Origin of the sequence: Pseudomonas sp. Leaf15 (assembly GCF_001421425.1) — a bacterium.
Classification (GTDB): Bacteria; Pseudomonadota; Gammaproteobacteria; order Pseudomonadales; family Pseudomonadaceae; genus Aquipseudomonas; species Aquipseudomonas salomonii.
In genome coordinates, this window is record NZ_LMKI01000034.1 from 51,285 (window position 1) to 63,586 (window position 12,302).

Annotated in this window: 11 protein-coding genes; 5 read left to right on the top strand and 6 right to left on the bottom strand. The window is 62.7% G+C overall.

Features of this window, described 5'->3' with window-relative positions; genetic code table 11:
* Positions 1–114: 114 nt before the first annotated feature.
* Genes dsbG through dsbD form a run of 3 tightly spaced genes read right to left on the bottom strand, consistent with a single transcriptional unit; the run spans position 115 to position 3,439 of the window.
* Positions 115–885 (bottom strand): thiol:disulfide interchange protein DsbG, encoded by a 771-nt coding sequence (gene dsbG, locus ASE80_RS23840; RefSeq protein WP_056861087.1) that lies wholly within the window; start codon positions 883–885, stop codon positions 115–117.
* The gene (locus ASE80_RS23845; protein WP_056861088.1) at positions 861–1,712 is read right to left on the bottom strand and encodes a TlpA disulfide reductase family protein; all 852 of its coding nucleotides are present in this window, start codon (positions 1,710–1,712) and stop codon (positions 861–863) included. Before ASE80_RS23845 ends, dsbG begins: the two co-directional genes overlap by 25 nt.
* Positions 1,712–3,439 carry a protein-disulfide reductase DsbD gene (gene dsbD, locus ASE80_RS23850; protein ID WP_056861089.1) on the bottom strand — a complete coding sequence of 576 codons (1,728 nt, stop codon included), beginning with the start codon at positions 3,437–3,439 and terminating at the stop codon, positions 1,712–1,714. Before dsbD ends, ASE80_RS23845 begins: the two co-directional genes overlap by 1 nt.
* Before the next feature lie 163 nt (positions 3,440–3,602).
* Here dsbD and ASE80_RS23855 point away from each other — a divergent pair, with 163 nt between their 5' ends.
* The 5 genes from ASE80_RS23855 to ASE80_RS23875 all read left to right on the top strand — a co-directional run bounded on the left by ASE80_RS23855 (position 3,603) and on the right by ASE80_RS23875 (position 8,394).
* A complete protein-coding gene (locus ASE80_RS23855) occupies positions 3,603–4,283 on the top strand; it encodes a response regulator (RefSeq protein WP_017134987.1) in 681 nt (226 codons plus the stop codon).
* A complete protein-coding gene (locus ASE80_RS23860) occupies positions 4,283–5,605 on the top strand; it encodes an ATP-binding protein (protein ID WP_056861090.1) in 1,323 nt (440 codons plus the stop codon). Before ASE80_RS23855 ends, ASE80_RS23860 begins: the two co-directional genes overlap by 1 nt.
* A gap of 123 nt (positions 5,606–5,728) precedes the next feature.
* The gene (locus ASE80_RS23865; RefSeq protein ID WP_056861091.1) at positions 5,729–6,499 is read left to right on the top strand and encodes an N-acetylmuramoyl-L-alanine amidase; all 771 of its coding nucleotides are present in this window, start codon (positions 5,729–5,731) and stop codon (positions 6,497–6,499) included.
* Positions 6,500–6,674: 175 nt separating this feature from the next.
* Positions 6,675–8,087 (top strand): aspartate aminotransferase family protein, encoded by a 1,413-nt coding sequence (locus ASE80_RS23870; protein ID WP_056861092.1) that lies wholly within the window; start codon positions 6,675–6,677, stop codon positions 8,085–8,087.
* Positions 8,088–8,169: 82 nt separating this feature from the next.
* Complete coding sequence (locus ASE80_RS23875; protein ID WP_056861093.1) at positions 8,170–8,394, top strand: MbtH family protein; 225 nt, start codon at positions 8,170–8,172, stop codon at positions 8,392–8,394.
* Positions 8,395–8,458: 64 nt separating this feature from the next.
* Here ASE80_RS23875 and ASE80_RS23880 read toward each other — a convergent pair whose 3' ends face one another.
* From ASE80_RS23880 to ASE80_RS31165, 3 genes are all read right to left on the bottom strand, one after another.
* Positions 8,459–9,817: an amidohydrolase gene (locus tag ASE80_RS23880; RefSeq protein WP_056861094.1), complete on the bottom strand. Its 1,359-nt coding sequence runs from the start codon at positions 9,815–9,817 to the stop codon at positions 8,459–8,461.
* A gap of 16 nt (positions 9,818–9,833) precedes the next feature.
* Positions 9,834–11,999, bottom strand: coding sequence for a mechanosensitive ion channel family protein (locus tag ASE80_RS23885; RefSeq protein ID WP_056861095.1), 2,166 nt, complete (start codon positions 11,997–11,999; stop codon positions 9,834–9,836).
* Between the two features lie 72 nt (positions 12,000–12,071).
* On the bottom strand, positions 12,072–12,248 hold the full coding sequence (locus tag ASE80_RS31165; RefSeq protein ID WP_164488409.1) for a hypothetical protein: 177 nt from the start codon (positions 12,246–12,248) through the stop codon (positions 12,072–12,074).
* Positions 12,249–12,302 lie beyond the last annotated feature (54 nt).

Genomic DNA, 12,302 nt, shown 5'->3' on the forward strand with positions numbered 1-12,302 from the left:
TGAGGCATTCCCACGCAGAGCGTGGGGAACGATCTTATGGGCTATTTCGGCCCGAGAATCTTCACCAGCTTGTCCGGCGACGGCGCGCCTTGCTGTTGCTGCAAACCGCCCTTGTCATCCCGATAGAAAATTGCCGGTGTTGCCGACAGTTCCAGCCGGCGACGGCGCGCCTTGCTGTTGCTGCAAACCGCCCTTGTCATCCCGATAGAAAATTGCCGGTGTTGCCGACAGTTCCAGCTCTTCCATCAACTTCATATTGGCATCGAGCTTGGCTTCGATATCTGCCGGGATCTTGTCCAGCGCCTGCAATTTGCTGCCCTTGCCGGCGGCTTCGTGTGCTTCCAGGGCTTTTTGCGGGTCTTTGGCAGCCAGCAGCGCGGCGGATTTGCCTGGGCTGTCTTCGCGAATGATACCGACCATGATGTGGCGCAATTGCACCTTGCCGGCCTTGACCCACGGGCGTGCCTGTTCCCAGAACATGTTGCAGTACGGGCAGTTGGGGTCACTGAACAGGTAGACGATGCGCGGCGCGTTTTTGTCGCCGTCCTGGATCCAGTTGCTGTGTTCCATCTTGGCCCAGACTTCCTTGGCCATCGGCGCGTACACCAGTTTTTCCAGTGGCGCGCTGCTCAGGTCATTGCCCTGGGCGTCGTACAGGTTACCGGCCAGCACACTTTTACCGTCGGCGGTCAGGTACAGGGCCATGCCACGGTTCTGGTATTGCGCGGCGTAGCCGGTGAGGCCGCTGGGCGCGTCGAACTTGCCGAGGATCTTGGCACCCTTGGCTTCGATCTGTTTGATCGGCGCCGGCCAGTCTTCGGCCTGGGCCAGTGTGGCCGCAAGCGTCAGCGGCAGCAGGGTCAGCAGGTGGCGGAGTCTTGGCATGTCGGTTTCCTTGTGGCGGCAGGGGCAGTGTCGAAGGGTTCCATGGCACGGGCCAGGCTGGCCGGAGACAGCTCGCCCAGGTGGCTGTTGATCAGGCGCCCATCGGCTTGGTAGAACAACGTTGTCGGCAGGGCCATGGAACCCACAGCCTGGCCGAGGCGGCCGCTGGCATCAAACAGCACGTTGTCGAGGGTCAGGCCTTGGGTGGCGAGAAAGGTGCTGACGCTTTGCATGCTTTCGGCCTGGTTGACGAACAGGAAGGTCACGTCCGGGCGTTGGTGTTGCGCACGCTCCAGCACCGGCATCTCGCGGCGGCACGGCGGGCACCAGGTGGCCCAGAGGTTGATCACCAGCGGGCCGCCTTTGTAGTCGGCCAGTTGCACCACGTCGCCATTGGCATTGCGCAAGGTGATGTCCGGCAGTTGTGCGCCCTTGTCGTACAGGCTCAGGGACACGCTGGTCAGGCCCCAGAACACCAGCCCGGTGACCACCCCGGCACTCAGCGGCGTGCGCATGGCCGGGCGGCGCCAGCCGTAGAACACGGCGCCCAGCACCAGTGCGATCACGCCGGGCCAGGCCAGGAAGCCGCCGTCGCGCAGGTCGACCATTTGCAGTGGGTCGTGGCTGTAGTCGCTCCAGTACATCAGTACAAAGCTTAAGCGTGCCACCAGCATGCCCAGCAAAAACAGGCTGAACAGCACCGATTCGGGGTTTTCACCGCCACGCTTGGCCACGCGCCAACCCACCAGCGTGGCGAGTATCAGCGCGCTGATCAGCAGGATGTGATTCAGGGCGATGGCGAACGTACCGATGGTCAGGGTCAGCATCAGCGCGCGTCTCGGGTTTGCGTCCAGCGTTGCAGGAAGGCGGCGGCATCCACTTCGCCGGTGATGCGTTGGGCGCGACGTTCTTCACCGTCCGGGCCGATCCACACGAAGCTCGGTGGCCCCGGCACTTTATAGCGCCCGAGCAGCTCGCGGCTGGCGGCGTTGTCGGCGGTGACGTCCAGGCGCAACAGGCGCACGTCTTTAAGCGCGTCCATCACCTGGGGTTGGCCGAAGACTTGTTTTTCCATGATCTTGCATGACACGCACCAGTCGGCGTAGTAGTCCACCAGCACCCATTGGCCCTGGGCCTTGGCGCTGTCGAGCTGGCTTTGCAGCACGGCCGGGTCGTTGATGGTCATGAAGGCGTCGTGGGCGCTGGGTGCAGCGCCAACCTTGGAGCCGCTGTAAACCTTCAACGGTTGCCACAGGTCGTCACTGCCACCGGCCGCTCCGACTACCAACAGCGCGCCCCACAGGCCCAGCACCAGGGAACCGGCGCCGAATACCTTGGCCGCCAGGCCGTATTCGCGGGCCAGGGTCCAGCCGCAGTAGGCCATCACCAGCGCCAAGACGCCCCACAGGCCGAGCCACAGGCTTTCGCCGACTACCGGGCGAATCATCAGCACGGCGGTGCCGAGGAACAGGAAGCCGAAGATGCCCTTGAGCACGTTCATCCAGGTGCCTGGCTTGGGCAGGAAACGGTTGCCTACGGTCACCAGCAGCAACAGCGGAATACCGATGCCGATGCCCATGGCGAACAGGATCAAACCGCCGTGCAACGCGTTGCCACTTTGGGCGATATACAGCAGGGCACCCGCCAGCGGCGCGGTCATGCACGGGCCGACCAACAGGCCGGACAGCGCGCCGAGAATCCCGGCGCCGACCAGGCTGCCGCCGCTTTGCTGGCGGCTGACGTTATCCAGGCGGTCACGCAGGAAGGCCGGCAGTTGCAGTTCAAAGAAGCCGAACATCGGCAAGGCCAGAATCACAAACAGGGCGGCAAAACTGCCAAGGATCCACGGCGTTTGCAGCAGGGCGGCAAGGTTGCCGCCCAGCAGCGCGGCCAGTACGCCGAGCGCCGCATACACCAGCGCCATGCACACCACATAGCTGCTGGCCAGGGCAAAACCACGACGCGGGCTGGCACCGCTGCCGACCACCAAGCCTGCGAGGATCGGCAGCATCGGCAGCGAGCACGGGGCAAATGCCAGCAGCAGGCCCAGGCCAAAGAACACCAGCAGGCTCCAGCCCAGGCTGCGCTGTTGCAGGCCGCTGGCCAGGCTTTGGTCCTGGGCTTGCGCGGTGGCCGCTACGGCCGGGTTGCCGCCCAGGTCCACGGTGATCGACTGCGGCGGGTAGCACAGGCCCGCATCGGCGCAGCCCTGCCAGCCCAGCTTGACCTGCCCGGTGGCACCGGCCGGGATCTTCACTTCGAGGCCCTGGCGGTACACTTGCTGCTCGCCGAAGAACTCATCGCTATGGGCTTCGCCTTGCGGCAGCACGGGCTTTTCGGCCAGGCCGTCGAACTTCATGCGCTGCTGGTAAAGGTAATATCCGTCGGCAATCTGCCAATACAGCTGGGTTTCGCCGCTTTCAAGACGTTCGGAGGTAAAGGTGAACGCTTTGCCCACCGGCAAAAAATCGGGTTTGGTCTCGAATGGATTGCCCGGCGCGGCCTGGGCGAACCCTGCGAATAACACCAGCAGAAAGGTAAACAGATACCGCATGGTCAAGCCTTAGTTCGATGCAAGTTAGGCACACAATGTGTGGTGTTGATTAACCGATGATTAACCGGGCGCTATTCTAAACTGAGCCTGTCGGTTTTCACGGCATAATCGGCGCTTAATCCGCCCAACCTTTAATTCCCCCATCTTTCATGAAGGGTTAACCATGCACGTACTGGTCTGTGAAGACGACGAACTGATCGCCAGCGGCATTGTGGCCGGGCTTGGCGCCCAGGGTTTTACCGTCGAGCGCGTGGCCTCGGCCGCCGCCGCACGCGCGATGCTCAAGGCCGCCACGTTCGACATCATGGTGCTCGACCTGGGCTTGCCCGATGAAGACGGCCTCAAGTTGCTGCAACAACAGCGCAGCCAGGGCCTGGAAATTCCGGTGCTGATCCTCACCGCCCGCGACTCGGTCACCAACCGTGTCGACGGCCTGCAAGCCGGTGCCGACGACTACCTGCTCAAGCCCTTCGACCTGCGTGAACTTGCCGCACGCCTGCAAACCCTGCTGCGTCGGGTGGCGGGGCGCCGGGTCAACCTGATCGAACATGGCCAACTGGCCTACGACCCCAGCAGCCGCGAGACCTTCCTGGCCGGCCAGCCGGTCGACCTGTCGCGTCGCGAGCAAGCCTTGTTGCAGGCCCTGTTGCATAACAAGGGCCGCGTGCTGTCCAGCGAACAACTCAAAGACAGCGTCTACGGCTTCAACGACGAACTGGAAAGCAACGCCCTCAACGTGCACATCCACCACCTGCGGCGCAAATTGGGTAACGGCATCGTCGAAACCGTGCGCGGCCTGGGTTATCGCCTGGGCACGGCGGATGGGGGAGAGGACGCGTCGTGATGAGTTTGCGCCTGCGCCTGACGTTCAAGTTGGGCGCTGCTTTTGTGTTGATCTGGGTCCTGGCAGCCGCCTGGATGCTCAACGATCTGCGCAACCAGATGATGTTTTCCCTCGACCAGCGCCTGGTGGCATCGGCGCGCATGGTGGCCGGGCTGACCGAGCAGATGCCGGGCCTGGCCAGTGTGAGCGGCGCGCCTACGCATTTGCGCACAGAACAACTCAACGTGCCAGGCGGCATGGCCTGCCAGGTCAGCTCCCTGCGCGGGGAAATCCTGGCGCGCAGCCACATGACCCCGGATGAAGGCCTGGAGTCGCGCAAAAGCGGCTTTCGCGACCAGATGATTGACGGTGTGGGCTGGCGCAGCTTCACCTTGTCCCGTGGCGACCTGCTGATTACCACCGCCGACCGCCAGGTGGAGCGCGAAGCCTTGAACCTGTCGATCCTGCTGGCGGCCTCGGTGCCGGTGGGCGTGGCCCTGCTGGGTTGCCTGTGCCTGTTGTGGCTGGGCATCGGCCAAAGCCTGCTGCCCCTTAACCGCATGCGCGACGCCCTGATGCGCCGCAGTGCCGATTCCCTCGAACCGCTGCAGATTCACCCACTGCCCAGCGAATTGAAGCCGCTGCTCGACACCCAGAACCAGCTGTTGCAGCGCATCGCCAAGACCATTGAGCGCGAGCGCCGCCTGACCGGCGATGCCGCCCACGAACTGCGCAGCCCGCTGACGGCAATCAAAACCCACCTGCAAGTGGCCCGCATGACCGACGGCGCGGCCCGCGACCAGTCCCTGGCCCACGCCGAAGAAGGCGCCGACCGCTTGCATCGCACCCTGGAGCAATTGCTGCTGCTGGCGCGGGTCGAGGGCAGCCTGTCGTTTGACGATGGCTTGCAATCGAGCGCTGAACAAGTGGCGCGCCTGGCGATTCAGGATGCCAATGCGGGCGATAACCGCCGTATCGACCTGATCCTGGCGCAAGACCTCACACAATCCCCGGTGGAAATGCCGGTGGCGCTGGCGGTAGCGGCCCTGCGTAACCTGTTGGATAACGCGCTGCGCCATACGCCGGGTGACACTCGCGTGGAGCTGAGCGTGTTCACCCGCGCCGACACCGTGGTGTTTCGCGTGCGCGACCATGGCAAGCAGATTTCTGCCGAAGACCTGCAATACCTGACCCAACGCTTCTGGCGCAATGGCAGCAGTGAAGGCTGTGGCTTGGGGTTGGCGATTGTGCAGGCCATTGTGCAGCGCTGCTCCTGCTCGCTGAAATTCGACAGCCAGGCCGATGGCCTGCGGGTCGATCTGGGGATGCCGCTGCGACGCTGAGGACTTTTCTTCAAGCACTAAATAATTACCGCCAGCCTGAAATCGATCCCTTCAGGATGGCGGTAATTTTTTTGCGTTTGAACGGGCTGAATGACTCAGCCTGTATTGAAAAGGATGGTTCTTATGTTGGTGATCGACAGCAGTTTCCCCGCTAAAGATTTTAATCAACGCAATGGCGAGGCTGTGCGGCAGGTGATCCTGCATTACACCGCGGCGCCCTTTGCGTCGTCTTTGCGTACGCTGACCCAGGGTGGCGTCAGCGCTCACTATTTGCTTCCTGACCCTGATGAGCCCAGCTATGGCGCTGCCGGTTATGACGAACTGCGGGTGTTTCGCCTGGTGGACGAGGACAAACGGGCCTGGCATGCCGGGGTGAGCCACTGGGGCGGGCTGGATAACCTCAACAACCGTGCGATCGGCATCGAGATCGTCAATTTGGCGCGCGATGATGCCGGGGTCTTTACCTTCCCCGAATATGGCCGGGAGCAGGTTGATACGTTGATCGCGTTGGTTCGCGACATGCTTGGGCGGTACCCGCAGGTGGGGCCTCTGGATGTGCTCGGGCATTCGGATGTGGCGTATTGGCGCAAGAGTGATCCGGGGCCTCGGTTGCCTTGGCGGTGCTTGTTCGAGGCCGGAATCGGCGCCTGGTTTGATGACACTACGCGCAGGATGTACCAGCGACGGTTTTGTCTTGGGTTGCCACCGGAAGTAGAGGTGGAGCGGGCATTTCAGCGGTGCGGGTATAAACCGGCCTGGAATCGACAGGCGTTTGAATGGAGGACGCGGGCGTTTCAGATGCACTTTCGGCCGCGCGATTATGGTGGGGTGTTGGATGGCGAGACGTGTGCGATTTTGTATGCGTTGAATGAGCGGTATAGAGGGATCTGTTGAGCGTTCCTCCGCTCTGCGTGGGAATGCCGCCTGGGACGCTCCGCGTCCCGCTTTCGATCAAAAACCACAACAAGCCTAAATCCCCCCAGCGCTGGTGCGTTTCCAGAACATGAAATCCGCACATACGCGGATCGCCCGTTTGGTCACCCCTACCCGCGTATTGAGGGATCGAGAGATGTCAGTCGCTACCAGCCGTATCGAAGACGCACCGGTGCATGCAGGCGCAGCACCGGTGGAAACGCTCTACCACTTCGAAGAAACCCCGCTGCTGGCCCGACAGCGCCAGCAAGAGTCCAACGCCCGCAGCTATCCTCGGCGTATCCCGCTGGCGCTCAAGCGGGCCAAGGGCATCTACGTGGAAGACGTCGAAGGCCGTAGCTTCATCGACTGCCTGGCCGGTGCTGGCACCTTGGCATTGGGCCACAACCACCCGGTGGTGATCGCAGCCATCCAGCAGGTGCTGAGCGACGAGTTGCCACTGCACACGCTCGACCTGACCACGCCGGTCAAGGACCAGTTCGTCCAGGACCTGTTCGGGCTGTTGCCGGTAACGCTTGCGCAGGAAGCGAAAATCCAGTTTTGCGGCCCCACCGGCACCGACGCGGTGGAAGCCGCGTTGAAGCTGGTGCGCACCGCCACCGGTCGCAGCACGGTGCTGTCGTTTCAGGGTGGTTATCACGGCATGAGCCAGGGCGCGCTGAGCCTGATGGGCAGCCTGGGGCCGAAAAAGCCGTTGGGCGCTCTGCTGGGTAATGGTGTGCAATTTTTGCCGTACCCCTATGACTACCGCTGCCCATTCGGCCTGGGCGGCGCGGAAGGCGTGCGGGTCAACCTGCATTACCTGGAAAACCTGCTCAATGACCCGGAAGCCGGCGTGCTGTTGCCGGCGGCGGTGATTGTCGAGGTGGTACAGGGCGAGGGCGGCGTGATCCCGGCCGATCTCGATTGGTTGCGCGGCCTGCGCCGCATCACCGAGCAGGCCGGAGTGGCCTTGATCGTGGATGAAATCCAGAGCGGTTTTGGCCGCACCGGCAAGATGTTTGCCTTTGAACACGCCGGCATCATCCCGGACGTGGTGGTGATGTCCAAGGCCATTGGCGGCAGCTTGCCGCTGGCGGTGGTGGTGTATCGCGACTGGCTCGACACCTGGCTGCCGGGCGCCCATGCCGGGACTTTCCGGGGTAACCAGATGGCGATGGCGGCAGGCTCGGCGGTGATGCGCTACCTCAAGGAACACGACCTGGCCGGCCACGCGGCAGCCATGGGCGAGCGCCTGGCGGAGCACCTGCGCATCCTGCAGCGTGACTTCCCGCACCTGGGCGATATTCGAGGGCGCGGGCTGATGCTGGGTGTTGAGCTGGTTGATCCGAACGGTACGCCCGATACCCAGGGCCACCCGCCGGTGCATCGCCAACTGGCGCCACTGGTGCAACGCGAATGCCTCAAGCGTGGCCTGATCCTGGAATTGGGCGGCCGACACGGCAGCGTGGTGCGTTTCCTGCCGCCGCTGGTGATCACCGCCGCCGAAGTCGACCGCGTGGCCGAGATCTTCGGGCGCGCCTTGGCGGCCGCCGTCGCCAGCCTCTAATTTTTAGCGGGCCTGGTACGTTTCTACAGATATCAGCGCTGCGCGTGGTGCGCAGCCAGTTTTTTTGCGATGGAGAACAGCAATGACCTCAGTATTTGACCGCGACGACATCCTGTTTCAGGTAGTGGTCAACCACGAAGAACAGTATTCCATCTGGCCCGACTACAAAGTGGTGCCCGAAGGCTGGCGCACCGTGGGCAAGAGCGGCATGAAGAAAGAGTGCCTGGCTTACATCGAAGAAGTCTGGACTGACATGCGCCCGTTGAGCCTGCGCCAGAAGATGGATGGCGCTGCGCTGGCTGGCTGACACACTGTGGGAGATTCTATGGTTGAGAGTTGCCCCTCAACCATAGAATCTCCCACATAAAGCCTTACTGCGGTGTGTTGGTATACAGATAATCCGTCGCCAACGACGCCAGCGTCCGCACCCCCACCACCAACGCCGACTCATCCACGAAGAACCCCGGATTATGGTTCGGCGCCGCTTTGCTCATGTCCTGATCCCTCGGCGTCACGCCCAGAAACACAAACAGCCCCGGCGCTTCCTTGGCGTAAAACGAGAAGTCCTCGGCGCCGCCCACCAGTGGGCCTTGCACCACATCATCCTTGGCCGCCCAACGCAGGCTTGGCAGCATTTTCTCGGTGAGTGCCGGGTTGTTGATGGTTGGGTCGTATTTTTCGATGATCGTGACCTCGGCCTTGGCACCGCCGCTTTCGGCGATTTTCTCCACGGTCTGGCGCACGTCCGCGTGCAGCTTCTGGCGAATGCCGTAGTCGTAGGAGCGGATGGTGCCGCTCATGTCTACTGACTCGGGGATGATGTTGTAGCGGGTGCCGCCATTGATGGTGCCGATGCTCACCACCGACGGAAATGACGAGATGTCGGTGCGCCGACTCACCACGGTTTGCAAACCGACGATGGTCTGCGCGCCGACGGTGATCGGGTCGATGCCGTCCCACGGGCGGCCGGCGTGGGTCTGTTTGCCGAGGATCTTGATGCGCAGGTCATCGGAGCTGGCCAGGGTCGGGCCCGGCCGATAGGCGATCTGCCCGGCAGGCACACCGGCCCAGACATGCAGGCCGAACACCGCGTCCGGCTTGGGCGCTTTCATCACGCCTTCCTGCACCATCATTTTCGCGCCCCAGGTGTTTTTGCCGTCGGGGATAAAGTCGCTCGGGCCTTCTTCGGCCGGCTGGAAATAAAACACCACGGTGCCGGGCAGGCGCTCGCGCATGCCAGTGAGGATTTTCGCGGTGCTGAGCAAAATGGCGGTGTGGGCGTCGTGGCCGCAGGCGTGCATCACGTCGACTTCCTTGCCCAGGTAGGTGCCTTTGGCTTTGGAGGCAAAGGGCAGGTCGGCGACTTCCTTGACCGGCAGCGCATCCATGTCGGCACGCAGGGCCACGGTCGGGCCGGGCAAACCGCCTTTCAAGATGGCGACCACGCCGGTGCGGGCCACGCCGGTTTTGACTTCGAGGCCCAGGTCGCGCAGTTGTTTGGCGACCAGTTCGGCGGTGCGGGTTTCGGTATTGCCCAGCTCGGGGTGGGCGTGGATATCGCGGCGGGTTTCCAGCAACGCCGGTTCGAGGATTTTGGCCTGGGCGGCGATTTCTTCCCGGGCACTCTCCAGGTCATTGCCCTGGCCATTGCTGGCGGCAATCACCGCGCTGCTGGCGAGCCCGCACAGCATGCCGAAAACCCATTGGTGTGTCAGACCGTTCAAACGCATACAGACCTCTCCTTGTTTATTGTTGTTGATCTTTCTCCTGCACCGTACCGGCGGTCACCACCTGCACGCTCAGGCGCGGTGTTGCCAGGTCCAGCCCGGCTTCATCCAGCTGGCGCTTGAGTGACAGGTTGAACGCCCGTGACACTTCCCACTGCTTGATCGGCGCGGTCTTGAAGCGCGCCCGCAGGATCGCGCTGCCGGACTCAAAGCTTTCCACGCCCTGAATCTCCAGCGGCGACCAGATGTTGCGGCGTTGCAGTGGGTCGTTGCGCATTTTCTGGCCAACATCACGCATCAGTTTGATGGCGTCGTCGATTTCCATGTTGAAGGGGATCGCCACCCGGAAGATCGCGTAGCCGAACTCCCGCGAGTAGTTCTTGATGCTCTTGATTTCGCTGAACGGGATGGTGTGCACGATGCCGTCGATGTCGCGCAGGCGCACGGTGCGGATGGTCAGGCCTTCGACGGTGCCAAGGTGGCCGCCGACATCCACGTAGTCATCAATCGCCAGGGAGTCTTCGATGATGATGAACAGGCCGGTGATCAAGTCGGCTACCAACGACTGTGCGCCGAAACCGATGGCGATACCGATCACACCGGCACCGGCCAGCAGCGGCGTGACGTTCATGCCCATGTTCGCCAGGGCGACGATGGCGGCGATGATAAAGATGGTCACGAACAGCACGTTGCGGATCAGCGGCATCATGGTCTGCGCACGCGCATTGGCCAGGCCTTTGCGCGAGCGGGTGAGGGCATGGTGGATCGCGGTGTCGCTGAGGATCCAGATCAGCCAGGCAAACAGCAGCGTGCCGCCCAGGCCGAACAGTTTGACGCTGACTTCATGGCCGTCACCTTCGGTGAAGCGAATCATCGACAGGCCCCACACACGCAGGCCCAGCTCGATGAATACCAGCCACACCACCAGATGGGCCAGGGTGTAGACGAAGCTTTTCAGGCGCTCGGAGTACAGCGCGTGGCGTTTGTGCCCGCGTTGCGGCTTGAGCGCATGGCGGCGCACCAGCCCGTTGATCACCATGCACAGCACCAGCAACACCGTGCACAGCAGCGATTGGCGCAGCGCGGTGCTGGTGTCGCCGGCCGACAGGAAGGTGGCGAACAGCGAGATACCCACCAGCAACAACGCCGGGATGTACCAGAAGGAGCCGATGATCGAGAGTGTGTCGGTGAGGGCGCGGCGTGTAAGGCGGCGCGACAGCGGCTGGTTGCGGATCAGGTGCGCGATCGGGCGGCGGAAGCGCAGGATAAACACGCCGGTGGACAGCGCGGCCATCACATTGGCGACGGTCGCGGCAGTGTGGGCCAGATGCTGGCCAAGCGCCGCAACCAGCCTTGGGTCGCTCAAGGCTTCACCGAAGGCGGCAAAACTGCCGATCCACCACAGCGGGCGAAAGGCCTGATGACGCAGGATATACAGTGCCCGGTGGCGGTGCGGGCCGTCGAGCACCGAGAAGGCAATCACGCAGATGGCCGAGAAGCAGGTGCCGACCACCAGCGCATAGGCCAGCACCATCGCCAGGGATTTGCCCAGGGACGAAGGCAGCGCGTAGCTGAGGTAAACGGTGATGATCAACGCAATCATCCATGGCCCCAATTTACGCAGGGCGAAACGCACCATGTCCCAGGTGCGCGGGTGTTGCGGCAGTTCTTCGTGCAGGCCGAAACGTTCACGTACGCGGTGGCTGAGCCAGATCAACGCGGCAGCCAGCAGGCTCCACACTGCCAGGATCACGGCAAAACCGAAAATGATCGGCAGCCATTCGGTGGCCGGCAGCATCAACGCCGTGAGTTCATCCTTGGCCAGGTCGATCTCGTTGGACCAGCGCCCCAGCGGGCTGTCGGCCCCTGAAAACTGGGATTCAAGCTCGGCCAGGGTGCTGCCGATCAAGCCGAGCACGCCTTGTTCGGTCGCGGGCTGGGCTTTTCGCGTGGCCTCGCGCAGCTTCTTCAGGTCGCTCAGCAGCTGGGTGCGCTGCTGATCGTTTTCCAGGGTCTTGATCACCTCGTCCAGCGACTGGCCCAGCGGCACATCGGCCTGGGGCTGGGTCTTGTTGGTGCTGCCCAGCAGGCCGGGCAGGCTCACGGCGTGTGCTGGCGCAAGGGGCAGCAGCGTGAGCAGGGCGATCAGAAAATAGCAGGGCAGGGCAAACAGACGGGAAAGCACGAGGCGGTCAACCTTGAAAACGACGAATTGACCGAGTGTACGAGGCCGCTATGCCCAATGCGAGTGCATTTGTTATTCCGCGAGTTTGGCGAGGATCTTGTAAACCACGGTGCCGAGGATCAACAGCATGCCGATCCACATGCCAAACACACCCACTGGCTTGTCGCGAAAGTTGAAGCCGGTCGCGAGCAGGATCATGCCGATGATGATGGGAATGAGCATGGCGTGGAACGAGGACATGGAGATCATGGGGCGACGGCCTTGTCGGAGTGGGAATACTGACAAGTCTAGGTCGGATTGTGG